We start from the raw sequence: 15,071 nt of genomic DNA on the forward strand, positions 1-15,071 counted from the left end.
ATTTTTAAATTGGTTTGACAAAAATGTTTCATAAAATTGCCTATGGATTGTGTGCGTGATAGAATGCCTAAATTTTAACCTAGTCTAACTCTGGCTTGGTGATTATGAAATCTGATTTATCTTCAAGGAACAATTATTCTTCTATGCTTCAGGAAAAAAGAACAGAATTGCTGAATAAAATTCAAGATATGAAAAGTAAGTGCCAATCAGCAGAACAGGTGCTTAGGCCTTTTCTAGTTGCTGAACCTCTAATGACTATGTATCACTGTCTGCGCGATGTCAGTTCTGCGGTTGGGTATTCGCATCGGGACGTCATGGAGCATGTGGCTGAAATGATAAAATTGCAAGCAGAGTTGTCCCAGTATTTAACTAGTATACATCAGCCAGTTATCCAAGTTATTGAAGAGAGTATGTTGGAGTTACTGTATGCAATTATTATCAAATTAACAAATGAGACTTCTAATCCTGAAGAGGTCCAGAAGGATTGCAATGCTCTGGGCTTGATTCTAGATAGCCTCCCTGGTGAGGGTGCTGCGAAACTCAAAGTGCAGACCGCTTGTTCTTTGCTAAAAGCACAACTCGAGCAACGAGAGCTTCAGCAAAAAATTGATCAGGAACTACCCATCCTAAGGCAAATATTAAGCACGAAGTTCACTAGTATTGCAGAGTTTCTAAGCATTACAAACCCGGTCAAAGAGAAATGGAAGTCGTTCCTGGAAAAGGCTCAAGTGATTAATGTGGATGTACTTATTATTAAAGACGCTTTAAAACAAATCGAAATGATTGAAGTGAGCTTGATCAAGCAGGAACTGGACAATCATATCAAACAAATCCAAAACAACGTTTGGGCTCGGTTATTAACGAAAAAAAGTCTGTACTTTGAGCTCATGGATAAAATAGAGCAAGTATTACGCGTGCTTCCTTTTCTGCAATTAACAGAAAATGAAAAAGAACAATACTGTAAACAACTGAGTTCGGGATTTGAATTATCACAGGACAGTCGATTTTTAGAGTTGATAATAAAATGTTCCAATTCATTTTATGACGAGGACGATCTGGTATTCCAACAGATCGTTGATTATGTGAATGACTTCAAAAGCGAAGCCCAATCCCATGAGAAACAGCAGGAAAAGGTTCAATTTAATTTTGTTCCGGGTAAAAATTTGGAATTGACTCCATCTGACGAGGAAGACTTGGAACCTCAAGCTAAAAAAAGACGATTGGAGTATTTGCAAGACTTTGAAGAGGGTGAAAATGAATCACTATCGATACAACAGTTCATCAATCTACTAGACCCGGTAATCGACAGTGGTTCAGATTTATCAAGAAGATTTGCTGCGGCTACCCTCCAAGCGCTTGCTCAGTGCATTCATAAGATTCCAGGAGTAAGTCCAGGTCCTGTACTTATAATGACTTACAATACCTGATTAAGGCGCGGGAATTTTGCCCAACAGAGGAAGCCAGTCTGTTCCGGGAACTCAGTACCAATATCGATAACTTAAATAAATTAAGGCCAATTCAGGATAATAAGAAATTTTCATCTTCCGCACACCCGGATGACACTGTTGTTTTATCTATGGCTCATTCAAAACATCAAGCATTTAAAGCATTTCTTGCTGATTTGGTCAATGAAATAAAAGTCTACGTCCCCCAAGAGTCAGCCGATATTGTGTTTCAAAAATTAACCCAAGATTGGATAGCTGCTTTATCCCAGGATAGGCATCATCGCGTTAATGAAACAATTATAGAAAAGATAAAGAAATCACTCCCAATGCCTGCAGCGATCCCTCAGAATGTATTTGCCACGACTCCGCTATCTAAATTAAATTACGGCTCATTGGAGGAGGCCTTAATCCAGGCTAATCCAGAGCAATTTAAAGAGTATCTGAAAGCAGTTAAGCGCTCATTTACTGAGGAAGCTTATCTTACTTTTCTGATAAAAGAAGACAAATTTAACAGCACTTCTTTGCACAAAATATTGAGTAAGGGAGTACTCCGAAATGTGCCTGTTTATCTTCAAGAAGTGAAATCAATGATGTCAAACGGTCGATCTTTCGCGCAGTTTCTGACCTCTCAAACCGAACAGGGATTTACTTTCTTACATCAAATAGGAATGATTGGAGACATTGATTTTTTAAAATATTTTACGGAAATACTGAAAAAAGAATTGGGGGCAACGGGTTATGCCAATGCACTTAGAATGAGAACTACAAATAATTACATCCCTTCTTGTCCATGGAGTAGACCCAATGCTGTGGTAATTAATGCTTATTTGGATCAAGAGCGAAAAAATAATAAACTGTCTTTTGAAGAGTCTACAAGGCGAGTCCAGTTTTTTACGCTCCCTATCCCGAAAGATAAACGAGTTACACAATCACAAGGCCAAACCCCACAACAAAAACATTAATATGAGATCCTAAAGCCTTTGAGCCGATGCTATATCTACTCAATCATTCGTTGCGCCAAGGCGGATTATTTTAGAATGGATCCCGTGCAAAAAGTTTCGCTTCTTTGTGAGATAACGTTCGTATAGCGACACAAAAGGCATAAATACCTTTTTATGTCGAACCACGTTAATTTAATAGCATAATCACTGAGCTATGCTGCTTTTATTGAAATGGCAATAAATATATAAGTCCAACCGGTCATAATTAATTCAATGGCAATAAAAAGGCCAATAACCCATAATCCACTAACAGGCCACTGTATTAGAATCAATATGCCAAGAATAATCGCGGTGATTCCAGCTAATAATAGCCATCCCCACTCCTTGGAGTCCTTTAGAGCAAAAGCCATAATGACACGAGTTAGCCCTATCACAATGAGTACTGCAGCAAGAAAGGCAGTAATTAAAGTTGATGCTAAAAATGGGTCATATAAAACGATACAGCCCGCAGCAATATATAATACTGCGATAAGTGCTTGCCAGATCATGCCCTTCCATTCTTTATACTTAAACACATCTACGACATGGCTGATTCCTCCAATGATTAATAAAGCACCAAAAAAGAACATACTTGCCAGAGTAAGGCCAACTAACATTCCTAAGCCTATACAGCCTAAAATAAGAAAGAGTATTCCAAACCCCAATATCCATCCCCAATTACGTTTTAACTCACTCACAGGTGGTTGATAAAATTCTTGAGAATTAGCCATATCAATATCCTTATTTGTTTTCCATAGCAGTGAGAGCAGGTTACTTATTTATAATATAGACTTATATTCAATAAGTTGTCTAATTTTAGATTGTGGATTTAAGATCCAATATCTTGAATGTAAAGCGCAAATAATTTGGTTATATTAAGCAATCATGTTATTTTATCGTCATATTGTTAGCGAGGTATGAAAAGGAAAGCCATACACCATTTTAGTTATATATGAGATGTAATACTGGAACGTTTTGCTCAGGAGGAGCTATGCAACATTTTTCTATACCTACCTGTTACTTTCCAAGTACTGCGGTTTTTGTAGATGATAGTCGAGATTTTTTACTTAATTTCGTTCTGCAACTAGATGAAAGTTTAGCCTATCGTGTATTCAATTCGCCTTTTGATGCTTTGGATTGTATTAAACAAAAACGATGTGAGCTTGAATTATTAAGCGAGCGTTGTATCAGTGAATATACGGAAGCGAAGAATTGCCCACTAACAAACCATACTATTAATCTTGATTTGGCAGCTATACATGCTGAAATTTATAATTCTCGACGCTTTTCTGAAATCTCTGTTGTAGTTGTTGACTATGCCATGCCAGGTATGGATGGATTAGAATTTTGTAGGCGCATTGAAGATACAAATATTAAGAAAATATTGTTAACTGGACAAGCTGATGAAAAACTTGCAATAGCGGCTTTTAATGAAGGATTAATTCATAGGTATATTAAAAAGAGTGATCCTGATGCTGCTAATCTTATTACTCAGAGTATCCATGATTTACAGCTACAATATTTTCAAAGTATGTCTGATATGATTGTACGCATGCTTTCAGTGACTTCTCCCAACTGCCTTCACGATAAGAAATTTGCGGAGTTATTTTGGAGTTTGTGTAAGGAGAAAGGTGTCGTTGAATTCTATTTGGCTGATAACTCAGGTAGTTTTTTGATGTTGGATGATGACGCCAATATTAGCTTTCTAATTGTGAAGAATGAAGAAGATATGCGCTTGCATTATGATTTGGCTTTGGATAATGGGGCAAGTGAAGAAGTTCTGGATCAATTAAATAATGGCGAAAAAATTCCTTGTTTTTGGCAATCGAATTCGCTAACAACACAATGGAACGAATGGTCTCATTGTCTGGTGCCAGCAAATAAATTTATTTCAGATGAAACATATCACTATGCTTACGTTCAGGGAGCTGTTTTGTTTGATGTACGTTCAGATAAAATACTTTCCTATCATCAATATCTGGAACAACTGGATGCAGAGGAATTGTTTCTTAATTAGGTGATGGAGTAATGTATTAAAAAAGGAAGCACTGGAAAAAAAACTCACTTATCGGTATGATTTTTAATGAACTTGATATAAAAAATTGTCTTATATCGAATTCGGTTATTTTGAATCGGAATCCACATATGGTGAGGCTACTTATGGGATCACATAGGAGCTCACGCTAGCTACTGGGGAAAGAAAAATATGAGGTTGAGTATCTCGCTAATGTTGTTATGTTTTTCAGCCATGCTGTATGCGATGGATGAAGTAGATAGGCAACAAATTCTACAAAGAATTCAACCAATAGGAAAGGTACGTATACAGGAGGAGAAAGGTAAAGTAGTCGAAACAGAGGTTACTAAAAAAACTACGTCGGACACTGAGATTAAAAAAGAACCAGGCCAGGAAATCTATGACAAATATTGTTCGGTATGTCATAAAGACGGATTAGCTGGGGCACCTAAATTTCAATCCCCAGATTGGAAACCTCGTTTGGATAGTAAAAAAATAGATGGATTACTTTCTTCTGCAATTAAAGGGTTGAATGCTATGCCGGCTAAAGGGACTTGTATGGAGTGTTCTGATGCTGACCTAAAAGCAGCAATACAATATATGTTGCCAAAATCATGAAAAAGCTTACTTATAGAAAAATACAATCGTTTCAAGCGATTATTACAGTCTTTGTGTTATTTGCCTCCTTTTATTTCCAATACGCAATTGGGCTACAACCTTGTCCTCTTTGTTTAATGCAACGGGTTTGTGTCTTTGTTTTATTAGGTTTAATGGGATTGAGTCTGGGGACGTTGAAAAAAGCTCATATAATAAGCTTTCTGCAATTTTTAGTATCTTGTGCAGGGTTATATTTTGCATTAAGACAATTGTGGCTGCAATCTTTGCCTCCAGAACAAGCTCCTGCTTGCATGCCTGGGCTTGATGTATTAATTCAATATTTTCCTTGGCAAGCCGTCGCCAAAGCTCTATTTTGGGGGGCTGGGGATTGTGCTGAAGTGACTTGGACAATGTTTGGAATTTCTATGCCAGGGTGGACTGCGATGTATTTTCTGTTTATGGCAATAATGGGATTGTTTTTATTTTTCCATACCCGCTCTCAGGTTAATTAATTTCTGGTAATAAATTATTGCTTTAGTTATCATTGCTGATTTTACATTGTGTTTGCATAAATGAACGCTTTTTCATGTGAAGTGCTTTATCAGCATGCTAGTACTAAAGCTCGTGTCACTCGGGTGCTGACACCCCATGCGAATTCATAACGCCAGTATTTATGCCGGTCGGGACCGAGCAGGGGTCAATAACATGACCCCATCTGAACTGCAAGCCGCTGGTAGCCAAATCATTTTAGGAGGGAACACCTATCACATGTTATGTGCTCCCGGCATGGACGTAATAGAAAGCGCGGGAGGCATGCATCGTTTTATGGGTTGGCATGGTCCCATGCTAACAGACAGCGGTGGTTTTCAGGTTTTTAGTTTATCAAAGAATAGAGAAATTTGTACGATAGATGAATATGGAGCTCATTTTAAGTTACCGGGGAATAAAGGCATTATTCACATGACTCCTGAAATGTCGCTTGAGACTCAGAAAATAATTGGTGCAGATATTATAATGGCATTTGATCAATGTACTCCAGATAGTTGCTCCAAGGATGAAGTGGGTCAAATCATGGTTCGTACACACCGATGGTTAAAACAATCCATCAACTACCATCAAGAATTTCCTAACTCACGATATGGATATAAGCAAGCTTTATTTGGCATTATTCAGGGTGGCATTTTTCAAGATTTACGCAGGGAAAGTGCTGAATTTGTTGCTGCAATGAATACCGATGGAGTAGCGATAGGGGGAGAAACTATTGGTTTTGATATGAACACTACTGTTGAAGTAATTCGTTGGGTACATGACTATCTTCCTCAGAATAAACCTCGTTATACTATGGGGGTAGGGATGTCGCCTCAGGACCTATTGGATGTTGTGGCAGAAGGTGTCGATATGTTTGATTGTGTAGCACCAACTCGCAATGCACGCCACGGCGCTTTATATTGTGGTCAATTAGTAAGAGAAGGTAACTGGTTAAGATTTCAAAGTGAACATGAGCATGCTCGTATCCAAATTAAAAAATCATGTTTTGCTCATGATTTGGCTCCTATAATGGAGGATTGTTTTTGTTATACTTGTCTTAATTATTCAAGAGCCTATTTGCATCATTTATCTAAACAAAAAGCTAATTTATTTACCGCCCTTGCAACTATTCATAATGTTCATGTTTTGCATAATGTTTGCGACAATATGCGTCGGTTAATAATAAATTCCTAATTATTTGCTATTAAGAGGTGATATAATGGTTTTAATTTGTACATCTATGGGCAATATTCGTATCAAGCTTGATACAGAAAATACCCCAAAGACAGCAGAAAATTTCCTGAATTACATTCGTAAAGGCTTTTATAATGATACGATTTTTCACCGTGTTATTGATGGCTTCATGATTCAGGGTGGTGGTTTAAAAGCAAACATGGAACAAAAACCTACCGATCCTCCAATTGAAAACGAAGCAAAAGTAGCCAAGCCCAATAAGCGAGGAACTATTGCGATGGCAAGAACAATGGACCCACACTCGGCAACTTCTCAATTTTTTATTAATGTAGCGGATAATGGATTCCTTAATTACAGTGGTGAGCATCCGCAAGGTTATGGCTATTGTGTATTTGGTGAAGTGGTTGAGGGAATGGAAGTGGTCGATGCTATCGTTAAAGTGAAAACTGGTCAACGAAATGGACATGCCGATGTTCCTTTAGAAGAAGTAAGCATTATCGAGGTGAAGGAAATCGCTTAATGTGGGGAATGGGGAATATTGCATAAATGCACTCCTTGAGTCGCGCTCGGCTTTTGTTTGGTGCAAGCCGATAGCGACCTTAAGGGAGCAGGTAGTAAACAATACTCTATTGGGATTAAATAATAACCGGCTTTCCTTGCTGTTTCATTTTTTTCTTTTTTTTATGCTTTCTGAATAATCAAAAATCGGGATTTCAAGATGAAAGAAAATTGCTAATAATCGGGTGGTAAAGATAAATATCAAAGTAATAATAATATTTAAATTGTGGGGGATGTGAAAATAAGCGAGTGTTATAAAAAGTAAGGCACCTGCAAGTGCAATAACAGCATATAATTCTTTTCTTAAAACCAAAGGAATATCGTTACATAAAATATCACGCAACATACCTCCACAAATACCAGTGATCATTCCGCTAATTATTGCGATACTTGGAGACATGCCGTGAGAGAGGACCTTTTGGGTTCCTATGATAACAAATGTTGATAATCCTAAGGCATCAAGAATCAAGAAAACCTTCATAATTCTAACTAGAGAATGAGCAATAAATATGGTTAGGAAGGCACAGACAGAGGTATATAACAAGTATTCCGGGTGAGCAACCCAAGTCAGAGGATAGGTATTAAATAGAGCATCCCTCACAGTTCCTCCCCCTAAAGCAGTAATAGAAGCGATAAGCAAAACACCAAAAAAATCCATCTTTTTACGACCTGCCGCTAAAGCTCCAGTAATGGCTTCTACACAAATGCCTATGATAAAAAGATAATGGAGTAACATATGGGTTCACTGCTATTTAAAAAGACAATGATACCACTAATAATACAAATGAAGAAATGCTGTACTTCTACTAGAATTTAGTAGTAAGGTTCTAATTATTTAATAGGAGTCTATGAATGAACGAAATTAGCGAGAATCAAACCCAAGAAGAGTTAACGAAGTTTGATGCGAATATCCCAGAAAATATTATTAAATTGGACAGGAAGTTAAAGGATATACTTCATGATGTTGAGATAAAATTAAATGATCCTTCTTCTTATCCTGGTGAGGACAAAGAAATTTATATTCAAAAGTTAAATAGGCTTTATGAAGAAATAACCGATACGATCAGTCGTTTAGAAACCATGGTTAGCATAGTAAACAGCCAGAGTGACGAATTTAAAAAAGAGTTTTATGAAAGTGCTGTGATGAAGGAGTTTAACGAATCAGTGGCTGCCAGTTTTGCGAAATTATCAGAATAGCTCCCTCCTGGAGCCAGGGGAAATTCGAGGGACATTTATTTTTCGGTCTTATTTAGAGAGGTAGAAATTTTATTTATCACATGAATATCCTAAAGACTCCAATGCTTTTTCTAAGTAGTAAGCTATAAGAGGTTTTGAAAATAGATAATCTGTTAAATTAGGTAGCAAATTATTACTTGCTTCTCTATGGGCGGCGCTCCATTCAGAAACATCAAAATCTCCTCTACCAATATACATTAAAGCTAACAAATCTGTTTGTTGATTAGGGTCAAGGCCTTCTATTGCTTTGCTAACTTCAATATAGGAAAGATCGTCGACATGATCAGCTAAAATTTGAGACCAGTCGTACTCGTATTCAGAATCAGGAGTTTGTTCGCTGAAAGTAACTTCCTCTTTAGCGTGAAACTCTTTCGCTTTAGCGATGATAAGACATACAGTTTCAGGATTAATGTTCAAAATATCCGTATTGAGCATGAGTATCTCCTAAAAAATTATTTATCAATTTTTAATACTTAGTATATTGGGGACCGCACAGGCACTTTAAGCAGCTGCCAAGTATTGAATCAATCTCATAAATCCCGCTCTAATACATTAATATTAATCAATTTACAATAAATTTCAACAAACTATAAAAAATTATTCTTTTCTTTTTCTGATCGCAATTGAGAAACATGGGTTGTTAAATGCTGATGTCTTGAGAAGCAATTTTAATTTCCCCATCCACTTGATTGGCAAAAATTAATGTGTATTCAGGCACTTCAAGCCAAGTGGTAGTATTTTCGGTTAAAGGCTCAGAAGCAATAATTATGCTTGAGTTCATTTCTCCTCCCTTCATTTTGTATTCATTTTCATAAAAGCCATATCGTTCTCCGTATGTATACCATAAGGAATGATAAGTAAAATGCATAGAGGGAGGAGCATCAATGGGTTTCCAACCATAGTCCAGACAAAATCTAGTTGCAGCAATAAAATCACCATTGGTTAAGAAGAGATTCACTGGTGAGTTGATTACAATGTTATTCTGCTGACGAACCTGCTTTAAAATTTTTAAGGTGGCTACGACAGCATTAGTGATTTCAGAAGCATTAAAATGACCCTCAGGATTTTCCAATTGGGAAATAAAAACAGCATATATCCATTCACTGTCGGTAGTCCCTTTAATATATTTTCTATAACCAGGTTTAACGTGCTTTAGCAAATCATAACGCATGTTTTCAAAACCATGGAGCAACCCATTATGAGCTAAGGCAATGTTAGTGACGGGATAGAGAAACGGATGTACATTTTGATCTGTGACTACCTGATTATCTTGGTAGGAGACCCCTCGTAAATGAGCAAGAAGGCAGTGGGGAGCAATTTTTGCAGCCAAATTATGCAAATTTTCATCAAAAAAGGGTAATTTAGATGTTTTATAAATATAGGCCTTCAATGGATTGATCGAGTTACGATCCCAGGCGGCCATACCAAATCCAGCCAGATTTAATATATAAGGCAAATACTTAGGATGATAACTCTGCTTAATAAAGGAATTATCCGGTTTATAAAGTAGTTCTTCAACAACAGTAGGTTGCCCAAGATAAGATAAAATTCTGCACATAATACCTCACCGATTGTATTTTTCTATGTTGAGTCGTATGTCTAATTTATTCAAGGAGCGAGCAAGTGAAATGATCGAACCGCATATTAAATTAAACAATTTATACCAGAGCGTGGGCTTATTTTTTTGAAAGTATTCAAGTCCTTCCTCGGAAATTTTTAATAAAATCGCAGACTCACAAGTAATAAATGTGATTGAAAAATTAGTATCTTTCATAAAACAGGCAGTACTAGCAAATAAAGTATCAGGGCCAATAACAGACAATTTAGCAACTTTGTTGTCTTGCATAACATTGGATTGGACTGCGCCATGAATTACGATATAACATGCGGGGATTATTTCATTTTCACGAATTAATACACAATTTTTATTAGCTGCTAAAAACGTAGCATGTTTCAGTAGTTCCTTGGTTTCATCTTGAGTCAATGAAAGGAATGATGATTTTTGAGAAATTTGATCTTTATTTATTTCACTTTCATCAAGAGTCATTGTTTTAGGCTGGGCGAAAGTGTGAATGATCCGCCCAAAAAAGGACAAACTTTGCATGTCGAAACGTGAAATGGAAGTGATTATTTTATCGTGGAGTCGTTTTAAACGACCACAAACCTGATAACCGATTGCTTTTATGATTTTATATTTGGCCTCAGGTGAAAAAGCAGACATGAGTTCAAAATAGGTGTATGGAATAAATAAACATTGCACTTCATCTTTGGCAACTGCTGAGGTGGAACTGGGCTCGTTTAAAAGAAAAGAGGTCTCTCCCAAAAAATCACCTGTAAGGCAGGTTTCTATTTTGGCTATTCCTTTGCCTAAAGTTCTAGCTATCAGATCTACTGTCCCTTTTAAGATAAGATATATTCCTTTTATCGTATCACCTTGATGAAATACGATATCATTCGTAGAAAATGACACAATCGTACAGATTGCCAGCATATTTTCCAGCTCTTGATGTTCTAGAATATTACCGAAGGCAGTCTCCATGAACGGTTTAATTGCCAGGATTTTTTCTTTTGTTTTCAAGAAATTTGGGGTATCCATGTCATATCCTTTGAGTCACGTATCCAGATTTCGCACTGCATGGCGACCAATTTGGTGAATGAATTAAACTGTTTATAAATTTTCTTTAAAATAACACTATCGTTTTGTTTGTTGATGATCTCATCATACAGTTCATTAATATATTCACTATTCCCAAGTCTATTAGCGTATTCCTCTATAATTTTTATTGTTTCAATGATGTCTTCTCTAATTGAAACATGTTTATTGTTGTCAGCAATAATTAATTCTCCATCCAAACCATATCTGCTGGCTTGGAATCTGTTATAATTATAGACATAATATAAATTGTGTGAGAGTTGAATCGGTTTTTCTTCAAGGAGATATAATGCCAAAGCTTGAATATAGGCTGTGATAAGAATAGATTTTTTTAATGTCAAAGGAGTATCACATACTCTTATTTCTATTGTACCGAATTCTGGCTTTGGTCTGATATCCCAATACACATCCTTCATACTCTCAATAATTCCCCAGTGACGCATTTTATAATAATAATCAGAAAACTCACTCCAATTTTTGAGGTAAGGAATCACTCCACTTAAGGGAAAAGCATTAAAAATAGTGGAGCGTGATGAACAATAATTGGTATTAATGCCTTGGTAAAAAGGAGAAGAAGCGCTGATAGCAATAAGGTGTGGAACATATCTCGCGAAAGCATGGATTAAATAAATTGCATCATCACCTGTTGCACAACCTACATGGACGTGTTGACCAAACACAGTGGCCCGTTTGCTCAGGTAGCGATATTGATTAAATTTTTTTTTAAATCGTTTTGAAGGAAAAATTTTTTGCATGATCCATTGTTGAAAGGGATGTGTCCCTCCACCACAAAAATTGACATCAATAGATGCGGCTGTTTCTACTAAAATAGTTTGCAATTCCAATAATTCATCGTACATTTTTTTAGCTGAGTCATGGATGGAAGAATTAATTTCTATCATGCTTTGAGTAATTTCAGGCTTGATTTGTGTATGATAGCTCATGTTTTGTAATACTCTCATCAACTCTTTTGAGCGCGAGATCAATGATAATGAATTACGATCAATAATTTGAAATTCTAATTCTGTTCCAATGGAAACAACGTTGGACTTTTTAAAAGATAATAATCTCATTCCATTCTCTGATTATCCATTTCCTTGCTTAATTATAGCAGACAAGGAGGGGAGTTTTTTCTGTCTCATTGAAGGTACAAAATGAACGGGCATTAAAAAGTATGTAAGCAGTGACACCTTATATTCTATATTCTATAGTAAAAATAGTTCGGTCATTATCTAAAGAAGATACAAGGTAGGTATTTTTCCCTCGCCAGTAATTTCGAGTCAAAATTTTAATATTAATGAGAACAATGATAGCCAGGAGCATTATAATGCCGCTTGGTGAGCTTGGTATTTGAGTTTTTTGGGTTATGTAATCGGATAGTAATGGAGGAAGGCCTGCTGCCAGACTTGCTGCGATGGAGTACACAATAGAAAGTGCTGTGCAGCGTATTTGCAAAGGAAATAATTCAGTTAAAAGCACTGTTGCTACACTGTAATAACAAGCGCAAGGGATAGAAATCAGTAATTGCATTAATATAAAGTAGCTAATACTGTTGATATGAATAGCATACATAAATGGGAAGGTTAGAAATAATAGACCACTGCTTGCAAAAATTAACATTTTTAATCTATCTTTTTTATCCGATATCCAGCCGAAAATTGGGATTAGCAATGTAACAAATGCTAAGGAAATTATATTAGAAATCATGATAGAAGATCGAGGGAAATGTGTGTATTGAATAGCATGTAATGGAATGTATAAATAAAAAAAGAACCCTGTTGTTACCGATAAAAATATGGAGAAAAAGGCAAAGTAGAATATAAACGGGTATCTTTTCACGTAATTTATGGAGTGCTTGTAGATGTCACGAGTAGAAGGTTTTTCCCTATTGGCATAATAAAGTACATAAGCAAGGCTTTCTGGCATTTTAGACCGAATATACAAGCCGATGATAGTGGTGACCAGAGCAAATAAAAAAGGGATACGCCATAAATAATAGTGGGTAGGAAAATGATTAGTGTAGTAATGAACGCTTTCGACAACTAAGCAGGCTACCAGATAACCTGCTTTCACCCCCACAGAAGACCAACAACCACGGAATCCTTTTCGTTGGTTATCTCCACTTTCTACTAATAAAGATGAAGAATTTAAGAATTCTGATCCAAGAGCCATGCTTTGAATAATTCGCAAGCTTAATAATAAGCCAGCGGCTAAAAAACCAATGTGGTTATAGTCAGGTATGATTCCTATTAAGGAAGTTGATATCCCCATAATTACAATTGACGCCATTAATATATTTTTTCGTCCATATAAATCAGAGAATAAACCTAGGATAAATGCTCCTATGGGTTTTGCTAAATAGGCAATAAAAATCAATAACAGCATCACTGTTGGTTTCCCTTTATTATCGCCAAGTAAATAAAGCGATAGCTCTGTTGCTAAAAAATAGCAGACTGACATGTCATAGGCTTCTACAATATTGCCCATTAATCCGCCTAATATAGCTTTAGTTTGGTGTTTCATATTCAACCTGCTTTGGTGAGAGTGAACGTGATGAAGGGAGCTCATCGTAATAGTTGAAAAATGGATTTAGCATATTGGAGCAATATTGTCCTATTTTATAAAAATCTTCTTGATGAGTAGAAAACAATTCTCGGGTATAAGAACAGGATTTATGACTCGCCATAGAATAAATGATATAGTAGTCATTCATCTTGGCTGCCAGAGATAAGCCAATTGGAAAACTGTGTTTGATTTGCTTAAGATAATATAGCTCATCGTAACGTCCTCTATAATAAAGCGTTTGCCAATAATCATGAGTACATAATTTATACCATTTTGGGGCATAGGTTAGATCATATTTCCAAAGAGAACTGTTAAATAAATTAAATTCCATAGCGGGAGTCGAGGATAAGGTTAGCAGTTCATTGAATTTATTAATGCGCGTTAAGGCAATATGATGAATTTCATGCAACCCCAATACGTCTCTAAAAACATTGGAAACCTTACTCTTGAAAGCAAAGAGAACCTCTAAAAATTGGGGGTGGAGTATTAAATCACTACGGCTGTTTTCCATGAATATTTCTTAACTTTACGTTCCTTGTGAGTGGCTAAAATGTTTCACTGAAGAGATGGCCAGATCTATAATTTTTTTGGATTGCTCTTCAGTAGCATTGATTAGACTGACGTCATTAATCAAATCCATCAAAAAGTCAGACACTTCATTTTCCATGAGGTCGCAATTATATAGGCAAGCTGCTTTTGTGAAAATATAGTGGAGTAATTTTTTGTTTATTGTTAACCGATCTTGGGAGATTCCCTGATCATTGTGAGCTTCACCAAATAATAGCCATCCTGGCGAAACGTTTAGTTTCGAAGCAATTTCTACTAGTTTAACAGGCTCTGGAATGGCTTCTCCGCGAAGATATTTTCTGCATATTTGTACCGAATAATTTGTAATTTCGGCTAGCTTATGAATACATACTCCAGAAATGGAGCGCTGAGAATTGTATCCGGCGGCAATCATTGCATCACGCAAACGGTAAGCAAACTGTTTCGTTAAGTTAACTTTTTCCATAGGGCAGCAATAATTTTTAGTATTAATAATCGGATAGAGTGTAACAAAGGGTGGCTTATCCTGCAAATACAGGCATTTTGGAAACTATTAGTTTCCTTTAGAAATTAATTGTTGACAATGGAAATGATGTGTTTATAATTGCAAACGAAACGCGGGAAACGCGTTTCATACAGTCCAATCAAGGGCACTGTAGTTTATCTGATGGAACAGATATTACAGAATAGTCCAATCGAAAGGAAAAGTGGTTTAACCTTAGCAGTTAACCTCGTGCTTTTATGGCTTGAATGGT

At 36.4% G+C, this 15,071-nt stretch carries 16 protein-coding genes and 1 pseudogene; 8 read left to right on the plus strand and 9 right to left on the minus strand.

Annotation, left to right across the window (positions count from 1 at the left end; translation table 11 throughout):
• The first annotated feature begins 104 nt into the window (after positions 1 to 104).
• Positions 105 to 1,427, plus strand: a complete 1,323-nt coding sequence (locus tag OK13_RS06955) for a hypothetical protein (RefSeq protein WP_152571617.1) — start codon at positions 105 to 107, stop codon at positions 1,425 to 1,427.
• A 149-nt stretch (positions 1,428 to 1,576) separates the two neighbouring features.
• On the plus strand, positions 1,577 to 2,407 hold the full coding sequence (locus OK13_RS06960; protein ID WP_035889240.1) for a hypothetical protein: 831 nt from the start codon (positions 1,577 to 1,579) through the stop codon (positions 2,405 to 2,407).
• A gap of 191 nt (positions 2,408 to 2,598) precedes the next feature.
• On the opposite strand, the gene OK13_RS06965 is transcribed toward OK13_RS06960, so the two are convergent.
• Positions 2,599 to 3,156 (minus strand): HdeD family acid-resistance protein, encoded by a 558-nt coding sequence (locus tag OK13_RS06965; protein ID WP_035889242.1) that lies wholly within the window; start codon positions 3,154 to 3,156, stop codon positions 2,599 to 2,601.
• A gap of 260 nt (positions 3,157 to 3,416) precedes the next feature.
• On the opposite strand from OK13_RS06965, the gene OK13_RS06970 reads away from it, so the two are divergent.
• The 5 genes and pseudogenes from OK13_RS06970 to OK13_RS06990 all read left to right on the plus strand — a co-directional run bounded on the left by OK13_RS06970 (position 3,417) and on the right by OK13_RS06990 (position 7,278).
• Positions 3,417 to 4,442 (plus strand): response regulator, encoded by a 1,026-nt coding sequence (locus tag OK13_RS06970; RefSeq protein ID WP_035889245.1) that lies wholly within the window; start codon positions 3,417 to 3,419, stop codon positions 4,440 to 4,442.
• A gap of 189 nt (positions 4,443 to 4,631) precedes the next feature.
• The gene (locus OK13_RS06975) at positions 4,632 to 5,057 is read left to right on the plus strand and encodes a c-type cytochrome (RefSeq protein ID WP_035889247.1); all 426 of its coding nucleotides are present in this window, start codon (positions 4,632 to 4,634) and stop codon (positions 5,055 to 5,057) included.
• Entirely contained in the window at positions 5,054 to 5,548 is a 495-nt protein-coding gene (locus OK13_RS06980; protein WP_035889249.1) for a disulfide bond formation protein B, read from the plus strand. The genes OK13_RS06975 and OK13_RS06980 overlap by 4 nt, the downstream gene beginning before the upstream one ends.
• Before the next feature lie 60 nt (positions 5,549 to 5,608).
• A pseudogene (tgt, locus tag OK13_RS06985) lies at positions 5,609 to 6,758 on the plus strand (tRNA guanosine(34) transglycosylase Tgt).
• 25 nt (positions 6,759 to 6,783) lie between these two features.
• Entirely contained in the window at positions 6,784 to 7,278 is a 495-nt protein-coding gene (locus OK13_RS06990; RefSeq protein WP_035889251.1) for a peptidylprolyl isomerase, read from the plus strand.
• 144 nt (positions 7,279 to 7,422) lie between these two features.
• Here OK13_RS06990 and OK13_RS06995 read toward each other — a convergent pair whose 3' ends face one another.
• Positions 7,423 to 8,052 carry a trimeric intracellular cation channel family protein gene (locus OK13_RS06995; protein WP_035889252.1) on the minus strand — a complete coding sequence of 210 codons (630 nt, stop codon included), beginning with the start codon at positions 8,050 to 8,052 and terminating at the stop codon, positions 7,423 to 7,425.
• Positions 8,053 to 8,168: 116 nt separating this feature from the next.
• Between OK13_RS06995 and OK13_RS07000 the strand changes: the two genes are divergently transcribed.
• Complete coding sequence (locus OK13_RS07000; RefSeq protein WP_035889253.1) at positions 8,169 to 8,513, plus strand: hypothetical protein; 345 nt, start codon at positions 8,169 to 8,171, stop codon at positions 8,511 to 8,513.
• Positions 8,514 to 8,582: 69 nt separating this feature from the next.
• Here the strand turns inward: OK13_RS07000 and OK13_RS07005 are convergent, their stop codons facing one another.
• The 7 genes from OK13_RS07005 to OK13_RS07035 all read right to left on the minus strand — a co-directional run bounded on the left by OK13_RS07005 (position 8,583) and on the right by OK13_RS07035 (position 14,782).
• On the minus strand, positions 8,583 to 8,987 hold the full coding sequence (locus OK13_RS07005) for a DUF3775 domain-containing protein (RefSeq protein ID WP_052117611.1): 405 nt from the start codon (positions 8,985 to 8,987) through the stop codon (positions 8,583 to 8,585).
• A gap of 205 nt (positions 8,988 to 9,192) precedes the next feature.
• On the minus strand, positions 9,193 to 10,110 hold the full coding sequence (locus OK13_RS07010) for a class II glutamine amidotransferase (protein ID WP_035889262.1): 918 nt from the start codon (positions 10,108 to 10,110) through the stop codon (positions 9,193 to 9,195).
• Positions 10,111 to 10,116: 6 nt separating this feature from the next.
• On the minus strand, positions 10,117 to 11,148 hold the full coding sequence (locus tag OK13_RS07015; RefSeq protein ID WP_035889266.1) for a cyclic nucleotide-binding domain-containing protein: 1,032 nt from the start codon (positions 11,146 to 11,148) through the stop codon (positions 10,117 to 10,119).
• Entirely contained in the window at positions 11,127 to 12,278 is a 1,152-nt protein-coding gene (locus tag OK13_RS07020) for a YbdK family carboxylate-amine ligase (RefSeq protein WP_035889268.1), read from the minus strand. Before OK13_RS07020 ends, OK13_RS07015 begins: the two co-directional genes overlap by 22 nt.
• A 118-nt stretch (positions 12,279 to 12,396) precedes the next feature.
• Entirely contained in the window at positions 12,397 to 13,728 is a 1,332-nt protein-coding gene (locus OK13_RS07025) for an MFS transporter (RefSeq protein WP_052117612.1), read from the minus strand.
• Positions 13,712 to 14,281 carry a hypothetical protein gene (locus OK13_RS07030; RefSeq protein WP_035889275.1) on the minus strand — a complete coding sequence of 190 codons (570 nt, stop codon included), beginning with the start codon at positions 14,279 to 14,281 and terminating at the stop codon, positions 13,712 to 13,714. Before OK13_RS07030 ends, OK13_RS07025 begins: the two co-directional genes overlap by 17 nt.
• 15 nt (positions 14,282 to 14,296) lie before the next feature.
• Positions 14,297 to 14,782: a helix-turn-helix domain-containing protein gene (locus OK13_RS07035; RefSeq protein ID WP_035889341.1), complete on the minus strand. Its 486-nt coding sequence runs from the start codon at positions 14,780 to 14,782 to the stop codon at positions 14,297 to 14,299.
• Between the last annotated feature and the right edge of the window lie 289 nt (positions 14,783 to 15,071).

It is taken from the genome of Legionella norrlandica (assembly GCF_000770585.1).
Taxonomy (GTDB): domain Bacteria; phylum Pseudomonadota; class Gammaproteobacteria; order Legionellales; family Legionellaceae; genus Legionella; species Legionella norrlandica.

What these genes read in the sequence shown, in the direction of transcription:
- OK13_RS06955 (WP_152571617.1), top strand. Translation starts at nt 105, where the DNA reads ATGAAATCTGATTTATCTTCAAGGAACAATTATTCTTCTATGCTTCAG.
- OK13_RS06960 (WP_035889240.1), top strand. Translation starts at nt 1,577, where the DNA reads ATGGCTCATTCAAAACATCAAGCATTTAAAGCATTTCTTGCTGATTTG.
- OK13_RS06965 (WP_035889242.1), bottom strand. Translation starts at nt 3,156, where the DNA reads ATGGCTAATTCTCAAGAATTTTATCAACCACCTGTGAGTGAGTTAAAA.
- OK13_RS06970 (WP_035889245.1), top strand. Translation starts at nt 3,417, where the DNA reads ATGCAACATTTTTCTATACCTACCTGTTACTTTCCAAGTACTGCGGTT.
- OK13_RS06975 (WP_035889247.1), top strand. Translation starts at nt 4,632, where the DNA reads ATGAGGTTGAGTATCTCGCTAATGTTGTTATGTTTTTCAGCCATGCTG.
- OK13_RS06980 (WP_035889249.1), top strand. Translation starts at nt 5,054, where the DNA reads ATGAAAAAGCTTACTTATAGAAAAATACAATCGTTTCAAGCGATTATT.
- OK13_RS06990 (WP_035889251.1), top strand. Translation starts at nt 6,784, where the DNA reads ATGGTTTTAATTTGTACATCTATGGGCAATATTCGTATCAAGCTTGAT.
- OK13_RS06995 (WP_035889252.1), bottom strand. Translation starts at nt 8,052, where the DNA reads ATGTTACTCCATTATCTTTTTATCATAGGCATTTGTGTAGAAGCCATT.
- OK13_RS07000 (WP_035889253.1), top strand. Translation starts at nt 8,169, where the DNA reads ATGAACGAAATTAGCGAGAATCAAACCCAAGAAGAGTTAACGAAGTTT.
- OK13_RS07005 (WP_052117611.1), bottom strand. Translation starts at nt 8,987, where the DNA reads ATGCTCAATACGGATATTTTGAACATTAATCCTGAAACTGTATGTCTT.
- OK13_RS07010 (WP_035889262.1), bottom strand. Translation starts at nt 10,110, where the DNA reads ATGTGCAGAATTTTATCTTATCTTGGGCAACCTACTGTTGTTGAAGAA.
- OK13_RS07015 (WP_035889266.1), bottom strand. Translation starts at nt 11,148, where the DNA reads ATGGATACCCCAAATTTCTTGAAAACAAAAGAAAAAATCCTGGCAATT.
- OK13_RS07020 (WP_035889268.1), bottom strand. Translation starts at nt 12,278, where the DNA reads ATGAGATTATTATCTTTTAAAAAGTCCAACGTTGTTTCCATTGGAACA.
- OK13_RS07025 (WP_052117612.1), bottom strand. Translation starts at nt 13,728, where the DNA reads ATGAAACACCAAACTAAAGCTATATTAGGCGGATTAATGGGCAATATT.
- OK13_RS07030 (WP_035889275.1), bottom strand. Translation starts at nt 14,281, where the DNA reads ATGGAAAACAGCCGTAGTGATTTAATACTCCACCCCCAATTTTTAGAG.
- OK13_RS07035 (WP_035889341.1), bottom strand. Translation starts at nt 14,782, where the DNA reads ATGGAAAAAGTTAACTTAACGAAACAGTTTGCTTACCGTTTGCGTGAT.